Consider the following 20,811-nt stretch of genomic DNA (forward strand, 5'->3'; position numbering starts at 1 on the left):
GCCCGCTGTCGAGAGTGCCGGGCGGGCGGGGTGCGCTACCGCCTCAGCAGGCGGTATTCGATTGCGGCGCTGCGCTTCTGGATTCGTAGATGCCGATTTTGTAATCCAGCACGGCGATGGTCTGCTGCAATTCCTCGATGCGGGCGAGCACCTCGGTGCGGGTCTTGCGGAACATCTCGAGCCGCTGCGGCGTGGTCGAATCCCCGGCGCGAACGAGTTCGGCGTAGTGCAACATGTCGGCCACCGACATTCCGGTGCAGCGCAGTCTGCCGATCAGCTCGAGCCAGTTCAGATCGCGGTCGCTGAAGCGGCGCTTACCGGCGGCGTCGCGACCGACGTAGTTCATCAGGCCGATCCGTTCGTACCAGCGCAGCGTGTCGCGGCTGAGTCCGGACCGCTCGGCCACCTCGCCGATCGAATAGCGGGGGCGTTCGTAGGACTCGTCGACCATCGGCTCCGGTGTGGTCACGCTCATCTGTCCCACGGTACTCACCTGGAGTGGGCTCCAAGCAAGTTGGGGCGGACCGGCCTACCCTTGACGCATGGCAAAAGAGATCGACCGGATCAGGGCGCGTTCGGCCCTGGAGACGGTCAAGGAAAGCCCCGTCATCGCCGTGATCGCGGCGCTGCCGGCCCTCGTCCTGCTGGGCGTGGTCTGGTGGCTGACCAACTGGTTCGTCGCCCTGATCGTGCTCGTCCTGCTCGGCGCGGTCGTGGTGGTCCGGGGGCGGCTGATCCGCTAGCGGGGGACGTGGAATCGAACCAGTTCGCCGGTTCCGGTATCGGCATCGGCCCACGGCCGGTCGAATTCCAGTACGGCCAGCGCCGAGGTGGGGAATTTGCGGCTCAGATCCGCGGCGGCCGCCGAATCGCGGTTGGCCGCCAGTTCCCAGGCGGTCCACGGCATTCCGGGGGCGTGACCGATCACCAGCAGGGTGTCGATGGCGTCGTCGGTCAGCTGGACCAGTTCGATCAGCGAGCGCGGTGACGCCTCGTAGATCGACGGTTCGAATTCCACCGGCGCGGTGATACCGGTCGCGGCCAGCGTCTCGCGGGTGCGCGTCGCGGTCGAGCAGCGCACGGCGTCGATCGGCGGCTGGGTACGGCGCAGCCATTCACCGGCGAGTCCGGCCTCGCGCTGCCCGCGCGGCGCCAGGGGCCGTTCGTGATCGGCAACGCCCGGTGGATAGCCGGATTTGCCGTGCCGCATCAGGATCAGGGTCCGCGCCATGGCCACTACGGTAGGCCGCTTCCGTTCGACAACCGGGCAGCCATCCGGAGATGTAGCTCACTCTCGAGGCACACTGAAGGTGGCATCACAGCCGCCCTGTCAGCTTCATGGTTGTGACGCGCGCCCCGGCCCACCGGGTCGGGGTACCACCGAGAGATGTTTCGAGGATCCGCGAAATATGGCCTACGTGATCACGCAGCGTTGTTGCAACGACGCCAGCTGCGTACCCGAGTGCCCGGTCGACTGCATTCGTCCCACTCCCGAGCAACCCGAGTTCGCGACGACCGAGCAGCTCTACATCGACCCCGATACCTGTATCGACTGCGGCGCGTGTGTGGATGCCTGCCCGGTGGAGGCCATCTTCTCCGAGGACGATCTGACCGCGTCGCTCGCGCGATTCCGCGATATCAACGGCGCCTACTTCGAGCGTCATCCGCTGGAATCCAATTTCGACCCGCTGGTCACCCCCGCACGGCCGCCCAAGGAGTTGGGCACGCTGCGGGTGGCGATCGTGGGCGCGGGCCCGGCCGCCTGCTACGCGGCCGAGGAACTGCTGCGGCGCGCCGATGTCGAGGTGGAGCTGTTCGACCGGCTGCCCACGCCATGGGGTTTGGTGCGCGCCGGTGTCGCGCCCGATCATCCCGGCACCAAGACGGTGTCGAATATGTTCGACAGCGCCTTCCGCCGCGACACCCTGCAGTTCTATCTGAATGTCGAGGTGGGCGAGCACATCTCGCACGAGGAGCTGCTGAGCCATCACCACGCGGTGATCTACGCGGTCGGCGCGTCCACCGATCGGCGGCTCGGCGTGCCGGGCGAGGAGCTGGCGGGCAGTCATTCCGCCACCGAATTCGTGGCCTGGTACAACGGCCATCCCGATTTCGCCGAGCGCACCTTCGACCTGTCCGGTGAGCGGGCGGTGATCGTCGGCAACGGCAATGTGGCCCTGGATGTGGCACGCGTGCTGACGCTGGATCCGGAGGAGCTGGCCAAGACCGATATCGCCGACCATGCCCTGGACGCGCTGCGGCAGAGCAATATTCGCGAGGTCGTGGTGCTGGGCCGGCGCGGGCCCCTGCAGGCCGCCTACACCTCCTCGGAGTTCCTGGCGCTGGGATATCTGAAGGGTGTCGACGTCGTCATCGACCCGGCCGAACTCGAACTGGACCCGGAAAGCCGTGCGCTGCTGGACGATCCGGATATCGAGCCAGCCCTGCGGCTGAAATACGAACTGGCCCGGGAGTACGCGGACAAGACGCCCGATCCGGCCAACCGGCGCATCGTCTTCCGCTATCTGACCTCGCCGACCGCCCTGACCGGAACGGATCGCGTGGAGGGCGTCGAATTCGCGCACAACGAATTGGTCGCCGAGGGCGAGACCCTGCAGGCCCGCGCGACCGACCGCACCGAGACGGTGTCGGCCGGATTGGTTCTGCGCTCGATCGGCTACCGCGGCCGACCGATTCCGGATCTGCCCTTCGACGAGCGCGGCGGCATCGTCCCGAACGAGGGCGGCCGCGTCCTCGCCGACGGCGACCCGATCCCCGGCGTCTACGTCGCGGGCTGGATCAAACGCGGCCCCCGCGGCGTGATCGGCTCCAACCGCGTCGACGCCGCCCAAACCGTCGACCACCTCCTGGTCGACTTCACCTCCGGCAAACTCCCCACCCCCACCGCCGACCGAACCTCCCTCAAATCCCTGCTCACACAACGCCAACCGGACCTGGTCGACCGCGACGGCTGGAAGGCCATCGATGCCGCCGAACGCTCGGCGGGCAAGTCGGGCGGCCGCCCCCGAGTGAAGTTCACAACCCGCGAGGACTTACTGAAGGCCGCCCGCTCCTGAGGACCTCACCGAGCCAGCAAGTTGATCCGCAACCCATCCCGCGTACACGCCGACGGCACATTCGGATCCGCCTGCGCCGCACAGTTCCACCCCTCGATGACCGCGTGATCACTGTCGGAGATCCGGGTGGCGTACTCCGAGGCCACATTGACCGCCTCGGTGCAGCCGACCTGACCCGCGGGCGTGTCCACGGCGATGACCGTGCGCGTCCCGCCGCCCGCATCGGTGACCGTCCCGCAGTTCACGTCGGCGGCGGGGATCGGTGCGGGCGTGGGCGTGGGTCCGGTCGGCGTCGCCGGTCCACCGCCGCCGCGCAGGCCGATGAACCGGCTGTCCTTGAAGCAGACGTACGGCGTGCCCGGATCCGGTTGCGGCTGACAGGTCCAGCCGTCCACGGTCACGGCGTCGCCCGTCCGCGGTGTGCCCACATAGTGGTCGGCGACCGTGATCGCCTCGGTGCAGCCGACCCGGCCGTCCGCGGTCGAGATCGCGATCACGTTCGCGGCCTTGCCGTTCGAACCGTTCACCGGGCCGCAGTCGACATCGGCCGATCCGGGCGCCGGCGGCGCGGGCCTCGGTACGGCGGAACTCGTATTCGACTTCGCCGCAGTGGAATTGGCGGTCGCCACGGAAGTGGTACCGGTGGTCGAGGATTTCGCCGAATCGGATGCTTGGCCGCAGCCGGTGAGTCCGAACAGCAGGGCAGCGGTGGTGGCGCCGAGCGCGAGGGAGGTCGTTCTCACACCTTGCAAACTACGCGCTATTGCCCGGATTGCCGGGAAGCGGGCCGATCCGCACCGTCGTGGTCGTGGTTCCGCCGACCACGAACCACAACCGCAGCACCGGATGTCCGGTGCGATCGCCCGGCTCGTAGCGGCTGCGCACGCTGATGTGCTGTCGCGCCAGCACCGGCGCGATGTATTCGATGACCGCCCGATGCGGCCCCGCGACCAACTTCGGGAAGTCGACCAGGAAATGCTCCACGGCCTGCCAGTAGGCGGCGTTGTTGACGTGATTGAACTGATCGATATCGGTGGCGCGCACCGGAAACGGCAGTTCGGTATCCGATTCCGGCGGCGTCGGATCGACCAGCCACGGCCGCCAGCGCAGCCGATGTTCGGTGGCGGTGCGGGCCAGATGCGCCAGACCCTCATCGCTGATCCGGGTCGGCCGATTGGTCATCTCGTTGATATTGATCCAGAAACCCTCGGTCTCGATGAGGCCGCCGTTCTCGCTGGTGATCCGGACCCGCATATTCGTCCAGCGGGTGGACATCGCCGAACACCAGCGCTGCAATCGCACCCGGTCCGGCCACAGCACGGGCCGCACCACATCGATCACCGTTCGCCGGACGATCCACTGCGGATCGGTACGGTGGAAGAACCCGGCGTGCAACTCCTCTTCCGCGATGTCCTGCAGGTATCGAGCCACGGTGTCGAACCGCAACCGGTTGTACGGATCCACATCGCCAGCCCGGACGGGCCACGCCGAGGCAAAGCCCATGCCCTCCTGGGGAAGCGGGGCGAGTGGCTGATCGAGTGACACTGGTGCTCCTCGCGCTGCACGGTGTGCCGCGTTCTCTTGCGTGCTGTTGTGACATGACTTTACGGGGCGTGCGTCACACTGTGATGTTCAGTTGTGTCTACCGAGGCGTAGCCGATGTCCGATTCGCCCGTTCGTAATCGGCCGTTTCGGCCGGGTACCGGTACTATCCCCCGATGAAGTAGCGAGGGGAGGGACCGCGGGTGAAACCGTTGGGGCCACACGATCCACGCTCGGTCGGCCGCCACCGCTTGCTCGCGGTCATCGGACTCCGTCGGCGCCTCGGCCGCCGCCCATACCGACGCACAATCGGTGACCCGCTATCTGGATGCCTCGGCCGTTCCGATCCTGGAGAAACTCGGCTTCTCCACCGCCTCCGCCGACGGGGCCGTGCCGCTGGACAAGGAGGGTCTCGCGGTGACCGTGCTGCGCTTCCCCGATGCGACCGCGGCGAAATCCGCTGCCGCCGAAATAGATTCGGCGAATTTCGCCATCAGCCCCGAGAACGCGCCCGTCCGCCTGCCGCGCTTCCCCGACTCGGCCGCACACTGGCGACCGTCCGCCCCCACCCTGGGAAGTGCCACCGCCCACGGCGTATTCACCATCAGCATTCTCGCGGACGCCCGAACCACGGACCTGAACCGGCTCATCGACAACACCCAGAAATACCTCGACGCCGAGCTCCCCGAACTGGACCGCTTCACGCCGACCCCGCCCACCGAATTACCCACGCTGCCACAGGATCCGGACCGCCTCCTGGTCCGCGCTCTACACGGAGGTCGATCAGTAGCCGACGTAATCGCCGCCGTGCCGTACGGCGACCACTCCGGGCACATTGCCCAGCGAGCCGTAGCGGTCGATCGCGTAGCGGCTGGCGGCCAGGATGTTGTCGACCGGGTTCTTGATCTGATTGTGGCCGTCGACGGCGTAGCTGTTGAAGGTGGGTTCGATGGTTTGCATGAGGCCGATCGAGGGGTGGCCCGCGGCGGCATTGCTGTCCCAGCCGTTGACGATCGACGGGTTGCCGCCGGATTCGTGCTGGATGATGATCGCCAGGGCCTCCTCGTCGATGGCGTCGGGGGGATAGCCCATCTGGATCAGGATCTTCTTGGCCTCGGCGATCCAGTCCTTCACATCGCCGCTCACGGGGACGGGGGCCGAATTCGCGGCCGAGCCCAGAGAACTGAAATCCGTTCCGGTGAGGCCGGTTCCGCCGTGGTAGCCGAAGCCGCCGCCGTTGTGGGTGTTGGAGCCGTTGCCGTAGGAGACATTGCCGACGTTGTGGCTGGGGACCGGATTGGAGGCCGGGGGAGGCGCGGTGACGGCTGCTGGGGCTGTCGGCGCGGGGGCCGCCTTGGCTCCGGTGGCCGGGTCGCCCAGATTGTCGAAGGCCGTGTCCACCTTGGTTTTCGCGGCGTTCACCGCGGTGCTCGCCGACTCCGCGATCAGTTCGGCCTGCTTCAGGGCATTGACGACCGCGGACTGATGCTCGCTTGCCTTGTGGTCCTCTTCGAGCTGCTTCTGCTGAACCTCGTCATCGCGCAATCCCAAACCCGACCAGTACTCCTTGCGCTTGGTCGCGGTAACCGTTCCGGCTGCGGCTACTTCGAAGGGGCCGGGCGCCTGATCGTTCTGAGCGGGATGCAGTGCGGCGTCGCGCGCGGCGAGAACGGCCTTCTTGGCGTTCTCCAGATTCTCCACCTGCTGGGACAACGCCGTCTGCAGATCCAGCAGCGCCTGACTCACCCCCGAGGCCCGCGACTTCTCCGTATTCATCCGCCCTTCGGCGATATCCGCACTCCCACCCGACCACTTCTTGTCATTGCGAAGCGCCTGTGTATCGGTGTAACCCTTGTTGACCGCCTGGTCCAGGTCGGTGCTGAGTTTGCCGACCGCGGCCGCGGCGGTGGTGAGTTGGCCGGGGTTCCACTGCTCTACATCGGGGATGGTGAGGGTCATGTGTGGAGTCCGATTCTGGTGAGCTTGTCGCGGAACTCGTCGTCGGTGAGTTGGACGACCTTGCCGGATTGCTCGACGCTCTCGGCGATCTTGGTGAGGCGGTCGCCGATGCGTTTCACGGCGTTGTCGACCGAGGTCTGGGCCTGGGTGCAGGTCTGATTCCACTGGGTGCCGGGTAGGGCGTTGACCGCGTCGGCCAGGCCGGAGCGCAGTCCGGTGACGGACTGGGCCTCCGCGGTGAGATTGTTCGCGAAGGTTTGCAGCGCAGCGAGATCCACGATCATGCCGCGCGGCGGCTGGTCGTCGGCCATGACTCCCCCTCAGGCTCTGTTCAGCGACTCAGCGTAACAAAAGCCGGACCTGTGGACAGCCCCGTGCGAAGAACGGTTAACTTGTTGCCATCAGCCTTGGACAGAGAGGTCGGCACATGCGCGCAGCCCAGGTCAGCAAGCTCGAGGGGCCCGAGGCCATCGAGATCGTCGACATTCCGGAGCCGGTGCCCTATCCGGGTGCGGTGGTGATCGATGTGCACGCCGCGGGAGTGGCGTTCCCGGATGTGCTCATGACCCGGGGCCTGTATCAGATGAAACCGGAGCTGCCCTTCGTCGTCGGCGGCGAGGTGGCCGGAATCGTGCGCGAGGCGCCCGCCGACGCGCATGTCCGCGCGGGCGATCGGGTGCTGGCGCTGACGATGCTGGGCAATGCCATGGCCGAGGTCGCGCTCGCGCCCACGCAGATGGTGTTCGCGCTGCCGGAGAACGTCTCCCTCGAGGCCGGCGCTGGCATCATCTTCAACGATCTGACCGTGCACTTCTGCCTGCGCAACCGGGGTCGGCTCGCCGCGGGGGAGACCGTACTCGTACACGGCGCCGCGGGCGGTGTCGGCACCTCGACGCTGCGCATGGCCGCGGCCCTGGGCGCTGGCCGGGTGATCGCGGTGGTGAGCACCGAGGACAAGGCCCGGGTGGCACGGGCCAATGGCGCGACCGATGTGGTGCTCACCGACGGTTGGCTGGCCGCGGTCAAGGAATTGACCGGCGGGCGCGGGGTCGACATCGTGCTGGATCCGGTCGGCGGCGACCGCTTCACCGACAGCCTCCGTTCGTTGGCGCGCGGCGGGCGGCTGCTCGTGGTCGGTTTCACCGCCGGTGAGATCCCCACGGTGAAGGTCAATCGCCTGCTGCTCAACAATGTCGAGGTGGTCGGGGCGGCCTGGGGCGAATGGGTGATGTCGCATCCGGGTTATCTGCAGGAGCAGTGGGCCGAGGTGGAACCGTTGCTGGCCGCGGGCAAGATCGCCCCGCCGGATCCGGTCCTCTATCCGCTGGACCGGGCCGCGGATGCGGTTGCCTCGCTGGACAATCGGACCGCCACCGGCAAGGTCGTGGTGACGCTGCGCTGAAAAAGACGGCGAAAGCTGTCGGTCGCTCCGCATATGCTGCCGATCATGCTGACCCCGCCCGTCGATCTGTCCGTGCAGACCCTGCGCATGGTGCTGCACGCGCACTGGGGTATCGACGCCGACGTGATCGACTATCGCCCGGTGGGTTTCGGCAGCCACCACTGGTCGGCCGACAGCCGCTGGTTCCTCACCATCGATGAGCTGGACCTGCGCCGCGCTTCCCGCGACGACTCCACCGCGGCGGCCTTCGCGCGATTGGACGCCGCGCTCGGCGCGGCGGGTGCGTTGCGTGACAACGGTTTCGACTTCGTCGTCGCGCCCGAACCGGATCGCGACGGTGCGCTGGTGGTTCGCTTCTCCGAGCGATTCGCCCTGGCCTGCTATCCCCAGCTCGCCGGTGAGAGTTTCGAGTTCGGCGAATACCGCGACGAGACCCACCGGCGCGCGGTCCTCGACATGCTCGTCGCGATTCATACCGGCCCGCGACCGATCTCTGCGCGCACCGACGATTTCGCCATCGCACACCGCGAGGAACTGGAACTCACCCTCGCCGACGAGCGGGTGCCCGACCGCGGCCCGTACGCCACGGCCACCGGAGAGTTGCTGCACGCCAACGCGTTCGCGCTGTGCCGCGCGATCGACCGCTACGACGCCCTGGTAACCGAGGCCCGCACCGCCCCGGCCCCGATGGTGCTCACCCACGGCGAGCCGCATCCCGCCAACACCATGCGCACCGACGACGGTTGGCGGCTCATCGACTGGGACACCGCGCTGATCGCACCGCCGGAACGTGATCTGTGGGATCTGGATCCGGGCGACGGATCCCTGCTCGCCGCCTACGCCGAGGCCACCGGCACGCGGCCGCGCCCGGACCTGCTGGAGCTGTACCGCCGTCGCTGGGACCTCACCGATCTGGCGGAATACGTACACCGCTTCCGTTGCCCGCACACCGGCTCACAGGACGACGTCAAATCCTGGGAGGAGTTGCGCGGACTCGTCGCCACTCTCGCCGAGGACCACCCGTGACCGCCGATCTCGTACCCGATCGGGTACTCAACCGCACCCTGCTGGACCGGCAGCATCTGCTGCGCCGCTCGACGCTGCCCGTGGCGCGAATGTGCGAACATCTGATCGGACTACAGGCCCAAGACGTACCGCCGCCGTTCATCGGATTGTGGAGCCGGACGGTCGATTTCGATCCCGAGACCGTCTCGACCGCGCTGACCGAACGCACCCTGGTCCGAATCACCCTGATGCGCGGCACGATTCACCTGGTCACCCCCGCCGACGCGGTGCGCATCGCCCCGCATATCCAGCCCGAGCTGGAGAAGGTTCCGTTCCGGAAAGGTTTCAACTACGGCGCGATGGTCGGCCTCGATCCGGATGAGGTTCGCGCGCACGGCGAACGGATCCTGGGCGACGAGCCGATGTCGGCCGCCGAACTGCGCTCCCGCGCGGCGGAGCTGTATCCGGATCGCGATCCGGGCGCGGTCGTGCAGACCTGGCTGTATCAGCTACCGGTGCTGCAGACCCCGCCGCGCGGTCTGTGGAAGAACAACAGCCGGCCGGTCTGGTCCCGCATCCAACCGTGGGTCGGCGCACCGCTGGAACCGGATTATCCGCTGGCGGAGTTGATACTTCGCTATCTGCGCGCCTTCGGCCCGGCGAGCACCATGGATGTGCAGACCTGGTCCAAACTGCTGGGCATCAAGGAGGCCGTCGACCGACTCGGCGATCGGGTGCGCACCTACACCGATACCCGCGGTCGCACCCTCTACGACGCCGCCGATGCCGAACTCGTCGATCCGGATGTGCCCGCGCCGGTACGTCTGCTCGGCTGGTACGACAATCTCGTGCTGTCCCATCAGGATCGCGGCCGCGTCGTGCCCGACGGCGCGGCGCCGGCGTTGCAGCGCATGGCCACCCAGGTCTCGCCGATCCTCGTCGACGGCTATGTGTCGGGCAGCTACAAGGTCTTCACCGATCGCACCCGGGCGCGATTGCGCATCGTGCCCGGCAGGCAGTGGTCGGTGACCGAACGCGAGGAGGTCGAGGCGGAAGCCCATGCGCTGCTCGAATTTCTGGAGGCCGACAGGGAACCGTCGGTCGAAATCCTCGCGCCCGGTGCGGATCTGCGGATCTGACTCAGGATCCCGCGTTGCGGTAGGCGGGCGCCTTACTCGTCCCGGCCGGGGTCAGCGTGCGCAGCAGCGGCAGCGTGCGATGGGCGACCACGGTCGACAGCACGATCACGCTGTGCGAACGCACCACGGCCGCGCTGCGATCGATACTCAGCAGCACCGCCTGCAGACCCGCATGCGATTCCGCGCCGATCCGGCAGAGCACATCGGCCGATCCGGTGGTGGCGTACGCCTCGAGCACGCCCGGAATCGTCTCGAGATCGGCGGCGACCGCGTCGAGCGCCCCCTGTGCGATCTCGAGGGTGACGAACGCCTGGACGTCGAATCCCGCCGCGGTCACGTCGATATGCGGATCATAGGAAGCGATCACCCCCGCCTCCTCCATGCGGGCGATCCGCGACTGAACGGTTGCCCGGGCCACCCGGGTGCGACGGGACAGCTCGAGAATGCCCGCCTTCTGGTATTCGTGCATGGCCGACAGGATCGCCAGGTCCAGTTCGTCCAGCTTCGCGACAGTGCGCCCCATAGCCCTCTTCCTCAGCTCGCGGTGTTCTATTCAAATTGTCCAGCACACCGACCGAGTTGGTGACGTATTTCACCACAGTGTCCAAATAATTTCGGCGATATTGCTCAGTCTTGCGGTCCGACGATTACCTAGATGCATGACTACCGAGCACCTTCCCCGGGATACCAGGTCCGCAGTGCCCAGCGACGACGAGCTTCGTGTCCTGGTCGGCCTGGTCGACCACGATCCGGACAGCGATCCGTTCCCGGTCATCGGCTGGGACGCGGTGGTGTGGGTGGTCGGGAACGCCACCCAGACCGCGCACTACATGCAGTCGGCCTTCGGCATGCGGCTGGAAGCGTACTCCGGCCCGGAGACCGGCAACCGCGATCACAAGTCCTACGTATTGCGCAGCGGCAGTGCGCGATTCGTGATCAAGGGCGCGGTCGATCCGGACAGCCCGCTGGTCGGCCACCACGATCGACACGGTGACGGCGTCGTCGACATCGCCCTCGAGGTGCCCGATGTGGACAAGTGCATCGAGCAGGCCCGCTCGCAGGGCGCCACCATCCTGGCCGAACCGTACGAGGAGTCCGACGAATTCGGCACCGTCCGCGTCGCGGCGATCGCGACCTACGGCGAGACCCGCCACACCCTGGTCGACCGCTCCCGCTACGAGGGCCCGTATCTGCCCGGCTACGTCACCCGTCAGTCCACCCACGTGCCGCGCGAGGGCGCGCCCAAGCGGCTGTTCCAGGCCATCGACCACGTGGTCGGCAATGTCGAGCTCGGCAAGATGGACGAGTGGGTGGAGTTCTACCGCCGCGTGATGGGCTTCCAGAACATGGCCGAATTCGTGGGCGACGATATCGCCACCGAATACTCCGCGCTGATGAGCAAGGTGGTCGCCAACGGCAACCACCGGGTGAAGTTCCCGCTCAACGAGCCCGCGGTCAGCCGCAAGAAGTCCCAGATCGACGAGTACCTCGAGTTCTACCGCGGCGCGGGCGTGCAGCACATCGCGCTGGCCACCGGCGACATCCTCACCACGGTCGACGAACTGCGTCGCCAGGGTGTGGAATTCCTCAACACCCCCGACGCCTACTACGAGGATCCGGAACTGCGCGCCCGCATCGGCAAGGTCCGGGCGCCGGTCGAGGAGCTGAAGTCGCGCGGCATCCTGGTCGACCGCGACGAGGACGGCTACCTGCTCCAGATCTTCACCAAGCCGATCACCGACCGCCCCACGGTGTTCTTCGAACTCATCGAACGCCACGGCTCCCTCGGCTTCGGCAAGGGCAACTTCAAGGCCCTGTTCGAGGCGATCGAGCGCGAACAGGAGGCCCGCGGCAACCTCTGACCGATCCGCGGCCCGCCGGGCGATGCCCGAATCCCAGTAGAGTTCCCTCCATGCGGAGGATCTCGGCGGCCATCGTCACGGGCGCGGCTCTCGCGACGCTGGTGACCGCCTGCGGGTCGGATAAGAACAAGATGGACGACGCACCGGTGCGGCCGCCGATGAAGGTGGCCGCACTCGGTCCGTTCGTGGGGGAGTGCGGCAACGTCACCGACGACGAGGTGCGTGATCTGGGCGGATTGGGCCAGATCACCCAGGCCTTCAAGAATTCCGTCGGATGCAACTACCAGGGCGGCGGAATCGACGGGCCCACGGTGACTTTCGCGTCCTATCGCGGCAGTCCCATCGAGCGTGAGCGGGCGTGGGTGACCGCGCAGGGGCGCAATCCGGAGAGTATCGAGGTCGGCGGGCACAAGGGTTTCCAGGACGCCGATCCGCAGGGGCTCATCTGCGATTTCGCGGTGCAGCTCGGTGACGACTTCTTCGAGTGGTCCACCTTCGCGGGCTCGTTCGCGCTGCCCAACGCCAACCCCTGCGACAAGAACCGCAAATTGGCCGAGCTGACCGTGCAGCGATTGAAATGAGGGGCCCCATGAGAGCACGAGTCGCGACGGCGGCCCTCGCCGCGCTGGCGGTGACGGCGACGATCGCGGGCTGCGGCCGGACCATCCCCGGCTCCGCCCAGCCCGCGGGCAGCAGTGGCGGGGTCAATATGAACTTCGACAAGCTGCTGCGCGAATGCGAGGTGGTGACCCCGGATCAGATCGCCAAGACGACCGGCGCCCAGGGCACCCCGGGCACCTTCAACGGCGCGGTCTGCATGTGGTCACTGTCCGGCGCGCCGGGCGGCGACGGTATGGCCACGCTGAACTGGTACGAGATGGGCACCCTGAGCAACGAGAAGGCCAACAACGATCGGCTCGGCTATCAGACCACCGATGTCAACGTGCAGGGCAGGCGCTCGCTGCAGGTCCACCGACCCAATGATCCCAACTCCTGCGGTGTGATGGCCCCGGCCGCCGACACCGGGATCATCGGCTGGTGGATCAACTACCGGCCCGGCGGCCATCCGGATCCGTGCGATGTCGCGCAAAAACTGGCAGAGTTGACCCTGAACCTCGCCCGATAGACCGCATATTGGTCCGACCCGTCACCTACCACGGGGTACCCGCTTTTGCCCCCCGCCGCGCCGACGGGTATCGTGGATCGCTGTGCCCGGGAACTGCGGGCAAGCTTGTGTGCAGGACGTAAGCCAGCGAAAGCGGCCGACCGTTTCACCGTGCCCTAAATGAGCGGTACGCGCTGCGCGCGACACGCCCGACCTCGGGACGCGAGGAACGCGGCTCGGGACGCGGGTGAAAGCTCGATGACAGTGAAGTGAACGGACAGGCCCGGAGGCGGAAGCTTGCGTAACCACGCAGGGCCCGAGTGAACTTCGCCGACAAGTACAGACATGAAGAGTTCCAGACACCTGGTTACTGAATAAGGAAAGCCGGTATATGCCAACCATCAGCCAGCTGGTCCGCAAGGGTCGTCGCGACAAGGTCGCGAAGACAAAGACTGCGGCCCTGAAGGGGAGCCCGCAGCGTCGTGGCGTGTGCACCCGCGTGTACACCACGACCCCGAAGAAGCCGAACTCCGCGCTGCGCAAGGTCGCGCGTGTTCGCCTGACCAGCGCGGTCGAGGTCACGGCCTACATCCCCGGTGAGGGCCACAACCTGCAGGAGCACTCGATGGTGCTCGTGCGCGGTGGTCGTGTGAAGGACCTCCCCGGTGTGCGCTACAAGATCATCCGCGGCTCGCTCGACACCCAGGGCGTGAAGAACCGCAAGCAGGCCCGCAGCCGCTACGGCGCCAAGAAGGAGAAGAGCTAATGCCTCGCAAGGGCCCCGCTCCCAAGCGTCCCCTCATCAACGATCCGGTGTACGGTTCGCCGCTGGTCACCCAGCTGGTGAACAAGGTGCTGCTGGACGGCAAGAAGTCGATCGCCGAGCGCATCGTCTACGGCGCCCTCGAGCAGGCGCGCGAGAAGACGGGCACCGATCCGGTCGTGACCCTCAAGCGCGCGCTGGACAACGTGAAGCCGGCCCTCGAGGTCAAGCCGCGTCGTGTCGGTGGCGCCACCTACCAGGTGCCGGTCGAGGTCCGTCCGGGCCGCGCCAACACCCTGGCGATGCGCTGGCTGGTGAACTTCTCCCGGCAGCGTCGTGAGAAGACCATGGTCGAGCGTCTGGCCAACGAGCTGCTGGATGCCAGCAACGGTCTGGGCGCCTCGGTGAAGCGCCGCGAGGACACCCACAAGATGGCCGAGTCCAACCGGGCCTTCGCGCACTACCGCTGGTGATTCACCGCCCGGCCCGCCGGTGAAGGAACGGCGCCGGGAGGCGAGTCACAGTCGGGCGTGGCACTGCAGGCACTCTCAGGCCACGCCCGACGTTGAAAAAGTGATGACCCACCGACAGGGTCGTTCCCGTAAATCCCAACTAGCTACGAGCGGGGAAGATTTCCGTGGCACAGGACGTGCTCACCGACCTCAACAAGGTCCGCAACATCGGCATCATGGCCCACATCGATGCCGGCAAGACCACGACAACCGAACGCATCCTCTTCTACACCGGTATCACCTACAAGATCGGTGAGGTTCACGACGGCGCGGCCACGATGGACTGGATGGCCCAGGAGCAGGAACGCGGCATCACGATCACGTCGGCCGCGACGACCTGCTTCTGGAAAGACAACCAGATCAACATCATCGACACGCCGGGCCACGTCGACTTCACGGTCGAGGTGGAGCGCTCGCTGCGCGTGCTCGATGGCGCGGTCGCCGTCTTCGACGGTAAAGAGGGCGTTGAGCCGCAGTCCGAGCAGGTGTGGCGACAGGCCGACAAGTACGACGTCCCGCGTATCTGCTTCGTCAACAAGATGGACAAGCTGGGCGCGGACTTCTACTTCACCGTCCAGACCATCAAGGACCGCCTGGGCGCGAAGCCGCTGGTCATCCAGCTGCCGATCGGCGCCGAGGACACCTTCGAGGGCATCGTCGACCTGGTCGAGAACAACGCCAAGGTGTGGCGTGGCGAGACCAAGCTCGGTGAGCAGTACGAGGTCGTCGAGATCCCCGAGGATCTGAAGGAGCGCGCCGAGCAGTACCGCCAGGAGCTGCTCGAGACCGTCGCCGAATCCGACGACGCGCTGCTCGAGAAGTTCTTCGGCGGCGAGGAGCTCACGATCGAGGAGATCAAGGGCGCCATCCGCAAGATGACCGTCAACTCGGAGCTCTACCCGGTGCTCTGTGGTTCGGCGTTCAAGAACAAGGGCGTGCAGCCCATGCTCGACGCGGTTATCGACTACCTGCCGAACCCGCTGGACGACGGTGGCACCGACGGCCACGTGCCGAACAAGGAAGACGAGGTCATCCACCGCAACGCCGACGTCACCGAGCCCTTCGCGGCGCTGGCGTTCAAGGTTGCGACGCATCCGTTCTTCGGCAAGCTGACCTACGTCCGCGTGTACTCGGGCAAGGTCGACTCCGGCGCCCAGGTCATCAACTCGACCAAGGGTAAGAAGGAGCGTCTGGGCAAGCTGTTCCAGATGCACTCCAACAAGGAGAACCCGGTCACCGAGGCGCAGGCCGGCCACATCTACGCGGTCATCGGCCTGAAGGACACCACCACCGGTGACACCCTGTGCGATCCGCAGAACCAGATCGTGCTGGAGTCCATGACCTTCCCGGCTCCGGTCATCGAGGTTGCCATCGAGCCGAAGACCAAGGCCGACCAGGAGAAGTTGGGCACCGCCATCCAGAAGTTCGCGGAGGAGGACCCCACCTTCAACGTGAAGCTGGATCAGGAGACCGGCCAGACCGTCATCGGCGGTATGGGCGAGCTCCAGCTCGACATCTACGTCGACCGCATGAAGCGCGAGTTCAAGGTCGAGGCCAACATCGGCAAGCCGCAGGTGGCCTACCGCGAGACCATCACCAAGAAGGTCGAGAAGCTCGAGTACACCCACAAGAAGCAGACCGGTGGCTCGGGTCAGTTCGCGCGCGTCATCATCGCCCTGGAACCGCTGGTCGACGGCGAGGACGGCGCGACCTACGAGTTCGCCAACAAGGTCACCGGTGGCCGCGTGCCGAAGGAATACATTCCGTCGGTCGACGCCGGTATCCAGGACGCCATGCAGTACGGTGTGCTCGCTGGCTACCCTCTGGTGAACGTGAAGGCTTCGCTGCTCGACGGTGCCTACCACGAGGTCGACTCCTCGGAAATGGCATTCAAGGTCGCTGGCGCGCAGGCTCTCAAGGAAGCGGCTCGCAAGGCCGGTCCGGTGATCCTCGAGCCGCTGATGGCCGTCGAGGTCACCACGCCCGAGGACTACATGGGCGAAGTGGTCGGCGACCTGAACTCCCGCCGTGGTCAGATCCAGGCCATGGAGGAACGCAGTGGTGCCCGTGTCGTCAAGGCGCTGGTTCCGCTCTCGGAGATGTTCGGTTACATCGGTGACCTGCGGTCGAAGACCCAGGGCCGGGCGAACTTCTCCATGGTGTTCGATTCGTACGCGGAGGTTCCGGCCAACGTGTCGAAGGAGATCATCGCCAAGGCGACCGGCGAATAAACCGGGCGCTGCACCACCCCTGTAAGTACAAACCGCACTGCTGCTTAGCAAGCACCAACAAGTCCAGGAGGACATCAAGTGGCGAAGGCGAAGTTCGAGCGGACGAAGCCCCACGTCAACATCGGCACCATCGGTCACGTCGACCACGGCAAGACCACGCTGACCGCGGCGATCACCAAGGTGCTGGCTGACAAGTACCCGGATCTGAACGCGGCCTTCGCGTTCGATCAGATCGACAAGGCGCCGGAGGAGAAGGCTCGTGGTATCACGATCAACATCTCCCACGTCGAGTACCAGACGGAGAAGCGGCACTACGCCCACGTCGATGCCCCGGGTCACGCGGACTACATCAAGAACATGATCACCGGTGCCGCCCAGATGGACGGCGCGATCCTGGTCGTGGCCGCCACCGACGGCCCGATGCCGCAGACCCGCGAGCACGTGCTGCTCGCCCGTCAGGTCGGCGTGCCCTACATCCTGGTCGCGCTGAACAAGTCGGACATGGTCGACGACGAGGAAATCCTCGAGCTGGTCGAGATGGAGGTCCGCGAACTGCTGGCCTCGCAGGAGTTCGACGAGGAAGCCCCCGTCGTGCGCGTGTCCGGTCTGAAGGCGCTCGAGGGCGACCCGAAGTGGACCGAGTCCATCCTCGAGCTGATGAACGCCGTCGACGAGTCGATCCCGGACCCGGTCCGTGAGACCGACAAGCCGTTCCTGATGCCGATCGAGGACGTCTTCACGATCACCGGTCGTGGCACCGTCGTCACCGGTCGTATCGAGCGTGGCATCATCAACGTCAACGAGGAAGTCGAGATCACCGGCATCCGCGAGAAGACGCAGAAGACCACGGTCACCGGCGTCGAGATGTTCCGCAAGCTGCTCGACCAGGGCCAGGCCGGCGACAACGTCGGTCTGCTGCTGCGCGGCCTCAAGCGTGAGGACGTGGAGCGCGGCCAGGTCGTCATCAAGCCGGGCACCACGACCCCGCACACCGAGTTCGAGGGCCAGGCGTACATCCTGTCGAAGGACGAGGGTGGCCGCCACACCCCGTTCTTCAACAACTACCGCCCGCAGTTCTACTTCCGCACCACCGACGTGACCGGCGTCGTGACCCTCCCCGAGGGCACCGAGATGGTCATGCCGGGCGACAACACCGAGATGAGCGTCAAGCTCATCCAGCCGGTCGCCATGGAAGAGGGCCTGCGTTTCGCGATCCGCGAGGGTGGCCGCACCGTCGGCGCCGGCCGGGTCACCAAGATCGTCAAGTGATCTTGTCCTTCTTCGGAAGGTGAGTACCACGAGAGGGCCGCTCCCGAAAGGGGGCGGCCCTCTTCGTATTTCGATGAACTAGACTTGCCGATATGACGGCGATGGCCACGATCACCGATAAATCCGACCCCGCGGTGCAGCGAATTCTCGATATCACCAAACCGTCGCGGGCGAACATCAAAACCGCGCTGATCGAGGACATCGAACCGATTTCGCACAGCCTGCGCGCCGGGCTGGAATTCATCGAAATCTATGCGACCGAAAAGAATCCGCTGCCCGACGATGTCGCGGCGCTGGCGCAATCGCGCGGAATCCCGATCCGGTTGATGGATGCCGCCGTCCTCAATCATGTGTTCAAGGCGGAGAAGAAGCCCAAGGTCTTCGCGATCGCGCGCGTGCCGCAGCCCTACCGCTTCGCCGACACCGAGACCAAGCCGGGTGACCTGGTCGTACTCGACGGCGTGAAGATCGTCGGCAATATCGGCGCGATCATTCGGACCTCGTACGCCCTCGGCGTCTCCGGCATCGTCCTGGTCGACAGCGATCTCACCAGCATTGCCGATCGGCGGCTCGTGCGGGCCAGTCGCGGATATGTTTTCTCATTGCCGATCGTACTCGCCGAGCGTGCCGAGGCCGCGAAATATCTGACCGAAAGCGGCCTGCCGATGGTGGTTTTCGATGCCGACGGCGAAATCACCCTGGGCGAGTTGGACCGCCGCGACGAGCGGCTGGCATTACTGTTCGGCAGCGAGAAGACCGGCCCCTCCGACGGTTTCGGCGGTGTGCGCCGACTTACCGTATCCATTCCCATGGCCGAGGCCGCGGAATCGCTGAACGTCTCGGTGGCGGCCGGTATCGCCCTGTATCAGCGCAGTCTGCGGGCCGCGAACTGAAAGAGCTTACCGCTCAGGCGGTTTCGGTGGCCGCCAACAGGGCCTCGGCGAACTGACGCATCTGACCGGCGCCGCCGAACCAGGCGGAGACCAATTCCACCGAGGTGGTCCGGGCGCGATGCGCGGCGCGGATGAACTCCTCCAGCGACGCCTCACCGGATTCGGCCTTCTTGGCGACGGTTTCGAGGGTGTGGCTGGCCAGCAGCAGCCGCATCACCAGATGGATGTCGACGGTGGTCGGGGCATCCTCCAGCGGGGAGCTGGCGTGGCGGTTGGCGGCGCGGCGGGACTGCGGCGGTTCCGGCGCGGCCCGGCGGGATGTGGGCGCGGGCGGTTCGATGCGGCGGGTGGGTTCCGGCTCGAGGCGATGCGCGCTCTCCTCGACGCGGTGATTGTTGTTGTTATTGCTCTCCAGGCGCGGCTGCGGTTCGAGCCGGACGGGTTCGACCGAGGCTCGCGAATCCGGCCGGATCGATACCGACTCGGGTGCGGCGCCGATCGATTCCGAACGCGGCGTGGGCGGTTCGGCCCGGGGCGTGACCGTGGGGGCCGCGCCGGTCGGCCACGGCGTACCCGTATCCGGCTGCGTCCAGTGCACGCCGCTGTCGTGCCCGAGGCCGGTCCGGCCGGTCGAGGTGTCGTAGCCGGTCAGCGCGCTCGTCGGCCCCGAACCCGAATCGTTCACCGGATGTGTGAGGCGATAGCCCTCCGGCCGGGTGCGGTTCGGTTCTCCGAAGCTGGCGAAGTCGGCATCGGTCATAGTGGCCAATGCTAGGCCAGCGGGTCTCATCGTGCCGGAGGCCGCCCGAGTGAGTCCGATCGGGCAGGCGATTTGTCACTGACGGTCCGGTTGCGAAATCTCAGCAGTTGCTCGGCGCCGGTTCCCCGCGCATCCGCGCATCGAGCCAGCTCACCATGGACGGCAGACCGAGAACCGCCGCCGAGAGATGTTCGGGGGAGGGGTTCACCTCGGCCTGCAGCCGCACCCCGGCCGCGCAGTAGCGGGCATTTGTGTCGAGGATCGCATCGATGGGAATGAGCGGATCCGAGGCCGAATGCCATTCGAATACGGGCATGGTCGGGATGCCGTCGAACAGTTCGAGGCTGTTCTCCTCCACCACTTTCCAGGCGTCGGGACTGTCGACCAGCGAGGTGTTGGCCGCGAAATCCAGTACGCTGCGCCCGGCGCCGGTGGCCAGGATTTCATTGGTGCAGCCGTTGGCCATGGCATTGCGGGCCGCCAGACCACGGGGATTCATGTAATCGCTGATCGGCAGGCGATCCGGATATTCGCGTTCGAGCCCGATCGCCGCGGCCATGGCCAGGCCGAAGGCCGGATGCGGATTGGTCCACAGCGCCTTGACCATCGTCTCCAGATTCATCGGCACGCCACCGGTGGCCGCGCCCGCGATATTCAGCTCCGGCGCGTAGGTCGGCTGCAGCGCCGCGGCCCAGGCCGTCGCCATACCGCCGCCGGAATATCCGGCCATGGTGACCGGGCTGTGCGCCACCTGGAGTTCCGGCATGCGCTGTACCGCGCGAATACCGTCGAGGGTTATCTGACCGCCCAGTCGCGCCGCGCCGTAGGCGAATTGGGGTCCCAGATGGTCGGGCAGGGCGATGCTCCAGCCGCGCAGCAGCAGCGCGTTCAGCGCGGGCGCCTCGCGCACCGCGAGATTGGGGTCACCGGTGTACAGCACGTGCGAGACCGCGCACTGGGTGCCGAGGCCGTTGATGATGTGCTGATAGGACAGCAGCGGCCCATCGGGCTGATGGGTGAACGGCGTGAGCACGGTGGTGGTGGCCGCGATCGGCTCGCCGTGGGAATTGGTGGAGCGGAACTTGATCAGCGTGATGGCGGTGCCGGGGAATTCCAACAGCGACGGCATCGCGCGCGCCGCGAGCACATCGCCCGGGGCGTGATCGGCCAGATCCGGCGGGGCGGCATAGAAGGGGTCGGGATCGGGCGCCGGATACAGCGGCTGCGCGCCGGCGGGGACGGCCGCGATCAGGCCGAGCACGATTCCGATGACGACGCTGAGCAGTAGACCG

Annotated in this window: 22 protein-coding genes and 1 pseudogene; 14 read left to right on the forward strand and 9 right to left on the reverse strand. The window is 66.5% G+C overall.

Annotated features, from left to right (window positions below; genetic code table 11):
• Positions 1 to 43: 43 nt before the first annotated feature.
• Positions 44 to 475 (reverse strand): MerR family transcriptional regulator, encoded by a 432-nt coding sequence (locus NP4_RS07115; RefSeq protein WP_067993861.1) that lies wholly within the window; start codon positions 473 to 475, stop codon positions 44 to 46.
• Positions 476 to 542: 67 nt separating this feature from the next.
• Here NP4_RS07115 and NP4_RS07120 point away from each other — a divergent pair, with 67 nt between their 5' ends.
• Positions 543 to 743 carry a hypothetical protein gene (locus NP4_RS07120; protein WP_062514336.1) on the forward strand — a complete coding sequence of 67 codons (201 nt, stop codon included), beginning with the start codon at positions 543 to 545 and terminating at the stop codon, positions 741 to 743.
• Here the strand turns inward: NP4_RS07120 and NP4_RS07125 are convergent.
• The gene (locus NP4_RS07125) at positions 740 to 1,231 is read right to left on the reverse strand and encodes a SixA phosphatase family protein (RefSeq protein WP_067993864.1); all 492 of its coding nucleotides are present in this window, start codon (positions 1,229 to 1,231) and stop codon (positions 740 to 742) included. The genes NP4_RS07120 and NP4_RS07125 overlap by 4 nt on opposite strands.
• A gap of 178 nt (positions 1,232 to 1,409) precedes the next feature.
• On the opposite strand from NP4_RS07125, the gene NP4_RS07130 reads away from it, so the two are divergent.
• Positions 1,410 to 3,077 (forward strand): FAD-dependent oxidoreductase, encoded by a 1,668-nt coding sequence (locus NP4_RS07130; RefSeq protein WP_067993867.1) that lies wholly within the window; start codon positions 1,410 to 1,412, stop codon positions 3,075 to 3,077.
• Between the two features lie 5 nt (positions 3,078 to 3,082).
• On the opposite strand, the gene NP4_RS07135 is transcribed toward NP4_RS07130, so the two are convergent.
• Together NP4_RS07135 and NP4_RS07140 are read right to left on the reverse strand one after the other, a co-directional pair.
• A complete protein-coding gene (locus tag NP4_RS07135; RefSeq protein WP_067993869.1) occupies positions 3,083 to 3,820 on the reverse strand; it encodes a hypothetical protein in 738 nt (245 codons plus the stop codon).
• Between the two features lie 10 nt (positions 3,821 to 3,830).
• Positions 3,831 to 4,622 (reverse strand): acyl-[acyl-carrier-protein] thioesterase, encoded by a 792-nt coding sequence (locus NP4_RS07140; RefSeq protein WP_082875639.1) that lies wholly within the window; start codon positions 4,620 to 4,622, stop codon positions 3,831 to 3,833.
• Positions 4,623 to 4,844: 222 nt separating this feature from the next.
• On the opposite strand from NP4_RS07140, the pseudogene NP4_RS43530 reads away from it, so the two are divergent.
• Positions 4,845 to 5,345: pseudogene (locus tag NP4_RS43530) on the forward strand (DUF7373 family lipoprotein); the annotation flags it as partial.
• A 57-nt stretch (positions 5,346 to 5,402) separates the two neighbouring features.
• On the opposite strand, the gene NP4_RS07150 reads toward NP4_RS43530, so the two are convergent.
• Positions 5,403 to 6,578: a transglycosylase SLT domain-containing protein gene (locus NP4_RS07150; protein ID WP_067993878.1), complete on the reverse strand. Its 1,176-nt coding sequence runs from the start codon at positions 6,576 to 6,578 to the stop codon at positions 5,403 to 5,405.
• Positions 6,575 to 6,889 (reverse strand): WXG100 family type VII secretion target, encoded by a 315-nt coding sequence (locus tag NP4_RS07155; protein ID WP_067993879.1) that lies wholly within the window; start codon positions 6,887 to 6,889, stop codon positions 6,575 to 6,577. The genes NP4_RS07150 and NP4_RS07155 overlap by 4 nt, the downstream gene beginning before the upstream one ends.
• Positions 6,890 to 7,005: 116 nt before the next feature.
• Here NP4_RS07155 and NP4_RS07160 point away from each other — a divergent pair, with 116 nt between their 5' ends.
• Genes NP4_RS07160 through NP4_RS07170 form a run of 3 tightly spaced genes read left to right on the forward strand, consistent with a single transcriptional unit; the run spans position 7,006 to position 10,124 of the window.
• Positions 7,006 to 7,980, forward strand: a complete 975-nt coding sequence (locus NP4_RS07160) for an NADPH:quinone oxidoreductase family protein (RefSeq protein WP_067993881.1) — start codon at positions 7,006 to 7,008, stop codon at positions 7,978 to 7,980.
• A 45-nt stretch (positions 7,981 to 8,025) separates the two neighbouring features.
• A complete protein-coding gene (locus tag NP4_RS07165) occupies positions 8,026 to 9,006 on the forward strand; it encodes a phosphotransferase (RefSeq protein WP_169813682.1) in 981 nt (326 codons plus the stop codon).
• The gene (locus NP4_RS07170) at positions 9,003 to 10,124 is read left to right on the forward strand and encodes a winged helix DNA-binding domain-containing protein (RefSeq protein ID WP_067993884.1); all 1,122 of its coding nucleotides are present in this window, start codon (positions 9,003 to 9,005) and stop codon (positions 10,122 to 10,124) included. The genes NP4_RS07165 and NP4_RS07170 overlap by 4 nt, the downstream gene beginning before the upstream one ends.
• Position 10,125: 1 nt before the next feature.
• Here NP4_RS07170 and NP4_RS07175 read toward each other — a convergent pair whose 3' ends face one another.
• Positions 10,126 to 10,647: an Lrp/AsnC family transcriptional regulator gene (locus NP4_RS07175; protein WP_062514311.1), complete on the reverse strand. Its 522-nt coding sequence runs from the start codon at positions 10,645 to 10,647 to the stop codon at positions 10,126 to 10,128.
• 136 nt (positions 10,648 to 10,783) lie between these two features.
• On the opposite strand from NP4_RS07175, the gene hppD reads away from it, so the two are divergent.
• The 8 genes from hppD (at position 10,784) to nshR (ending at position 18,759) form a co-directional block, all read left to right on the forward strand.
• Complete coding sequence (gene hppD / locus NP4_RS07180) at positions 10,784 to 11,986, forward strand: 4-hydroxyphenylpyruvate dioxygenase (RefSeq protein WP_067993888.1); 1,203 nt, start codon at positions 10,784 to 10,786, stop codon at positions 11,984 to 11,986.
• 50 nt (positions 11,987 to 12,036) lie between these two features.
• Complete coding sequence (locus tag NP4_RS07185; RefSeq protein ID WP_067993898.1) at positions 12,037 to 12,567, forward strand: DUF3558 domain-containing protein; 531 nt, start codon at positions 12,037 to 12,039, stop codon at positions 12,565 to 12,567.
• A gap of 8 nt (positions 12,568 to 12,575) precedes the next feature.
• Complete coding sequence (locus NP4_RS07190; RefSeq protein ID WP_067993901.1) at positions 12,576 to 13,112, forward strand: DUF3558 domain-containing protein; 537 nt, start codon at positions 12,576 to 12,578, stop codon at positions 13,110 to 13,112.
• A gap of 370 nt (positions 13,113 to 13,482) precedes the next feature.
• Entirely contained in the window at positions 13,483 to 13,857 is a 375-nt protein-coding gene (gene rpsL, locus NP4_RS07195; protein WP_062514304.1) for a 30S ribosomal protein S12, read from the forward strand.
• Positions 13,857 to 14,327, forward strand: a complete 471-nt coding sequence (gene rpsG, locus NP4_RS07200; protein ID WP_062514302.1) for a 30S ribosomal protein S7 — start codon at positions 13,857 to 13,859, stop codon at positions 14,325 to 14,327. The genes rpsL and rpsG overlap by 1 nt, the downstream gene beginning before the upstream one ends.
• A gap of 164 nt (positions 14,328 to 14,491) precedes the next feature.
• Positions 14,492 to 16,597 (forward strand): elongation factor G, encoded by a 2,106-nt coding sequence (gene fusA / locus NP4_RS07205; protein ID WP_067993903.1) that lies wholly within the window; start codon positions 14,492 to 14,494, stop codon positions 16,595 to 16,597.
• 78 nt (positions 16,598 to 16,675) lie between these two features.
• Positions 16,676 to 17,866 carry an elongation factor Tu gene (tuf, locus tag NP4_RS07210; protein WP_062514297.1) on the forward strand — a complete coding sequence of 397 codons (1,191 nt, stop codon included), beginning with the start codon at positions 16,676 to 16,678 and terminating at the stop codon, positions 17,864 to 17,866.
• Between the two features lie 92 nt (positions 17,867 to 17,958).
• Positions 17,959 to 18,759, forward strand: a complete 801-nt coding sequence (nshR, locus tag NP4_RS07215) for an NshR/TsnR family 23S rRNA methyltransferase (RefSeq protein ID WP_067993906.1) — start codon at positions 17,959 to 17,961, stop codon at positions 18,757 to 18,759.
• A gap of 13 nt (positions 18,760 to 18,772) precedes the next feature.
• Here the strand turns inward: nshR and NP4_RS07220 are convergent, their stop codons facing one another.
• The gene (locus tag NP4_RS07220; RefSeq protein WP_067993908.1) at positions 18,773 to 19,519 is read right to left on the reverse strand and encodes a hypothetical protein; all 747 of its coding nucleotides are present in this window, start codon (positions 19,517 to 19,519) and stop codon (positions 18,773 to 18,775) included.
• Positions 19,520 to 19,619: 100 nt separating this feature from the next.
• The gene (locus tag NP4_RS07225) at positions 19,620 to 20,804 is read right to left on the reverse strand and encodes a lipase family protein (protein ID WP_373863817.1); all 1,185 of its coding nucleotides are present in this window, start codon (positions 20,802 to 20,804) and stop codon (positions 19,620 to 19,622) included.
• Positions 20,805 to 20,811 lie beyond the last annotated feature (7 nt).

Origin of the sequence: Nocardia pseudobrasiliensis NBRC 108224 (assembly GCF_001613105.1) — a bacterium.
GTDB classification, from domain to species: domain Bacteria; phylum Actinomycetota; class Actinomycetes; order Mycobacteriales; family Mycobacteriaceae; genus Nocardia; species Nocardia pseudobrasiliensis.

What these genes read in the sequence shown, in the direction of transcription:
- NP4_RS07115 (WP_067993861.1), bottom strand. Translation starts at nt 475, where the DNA reads ATGAGCGTGACCACACCGGAGCCGATGGTCGACGAGTCCTACGAACGC.
- NP4_RS07120 (WP_062514336.1), top strand. Translation starts at nt 543, where the DNA reads ATGGCAAAAGAGATCGACCGGATCAGGGCGCGTTCGGCCCTGGAGACG.
- NP4_RS07125 (WP_067993864.1), bottom strand. Translation starts at nt 1,231, where the DNA reads ATGGCGCGGACCCTGATCCTGATGCGGCACGGCAAATCCGGCTATCCA.
- NP4_RS07130 (WP_067993867.1), top strand. Translation starts at nt 1,410, where the DNA reads ATGGCCTACGTGATCACGCAGCGTTGTTGCAACGACGCCAGCTGCGTA.
- NP4_RS07150 (WP_067993878.1), bottom strand. Translation starts at nt 6,578, where the DNA reads ATGACCCTCACCATCCCCGATGTAGAGCAGTGGAACCCCGGCCAACTC.
- NP4_RS07155 (WP_067993879.1), bottom strand. Translation starts at nt 6,889, where the DNA reads ATGGCCGACGACCAGCCGCCGCGCGGCATGATCGTGGATCTCGCTGCG.
- NP4_RS07160 (WP_067993881.1), top strand. Translation starts at nt 7,006, where the DNA reads ATGCGCGCAGCCCAGGTCAGCAAGCTCGAGGGGCCCGAGGCCATCGAG.
- NP4_RS07165 (WP_169813682.1), top strand. Translation starts at nt 8,026, where the DNA reads ATGCTGACCCCGCCCGTCGATCTGTCCGTGCAGACCCTGCGCATGGTG.
- NP4_RS07175 (WP_062514311.1), bottom strand. Translation starts at nt 10,647, where the DNA reads ATGGGGCGCACTGTCGCGAAGCTGGACGAACTGGACCTGGCGATCCTG.
- hppD (WP_067993888.1), top strand. Translation starts at nt 10,784, where the DNA reads ATGACTACCGAGCACCTTCCCCGGGATACCAGGTCCGCAGTGCCCAGC.
- NP4_RS07185 (WP_067993898.1), top strand. Translation starts at nt 12,037, where the DNA reads ATGCGGAGGATCTCGGCGGCCATCGTCACGGGCGCGGCTCTCGCGACG.
- NP4_RS07190 (WP_067993901.1), top strand. Translation starts at nt 12,576, where the DNA reads ATGAGAGCACGAGTCGCGACGGCGGCCCTCGCCGCGCTGGCGGTGACG.
- rpsL (WP_062514304.1), top strand. Translation starts at nt 13,483, where the DNA reads ATGCCAACCATCAGCCAGCTGGTCCGCAAGGGTCGTCGCGACAAGGTC.
- rpsG (WP_062514302.1), top strand. Translation starts at nt 13,857, where the DNA reads ATGCCTCGCAAGGGCCCCGCTCCCAAGCGTCCCCTCATCAACGATCCG.
- nshR (WP_067993906.1), top strand. Translation starts at nt 17,959, where the DNA reads ATGACGGCGATGGCCACGATCACCGATAAATCCGACCCCGCGGTGCAG.
- NP4_RS07220 (WP_067993908.1), bottom strand. Translation starts at nt 19,519, where the DNA reads ATGACCGATGCCGACTTCGCCAGCTTCGGAGAACCGAACCGCACCCGG.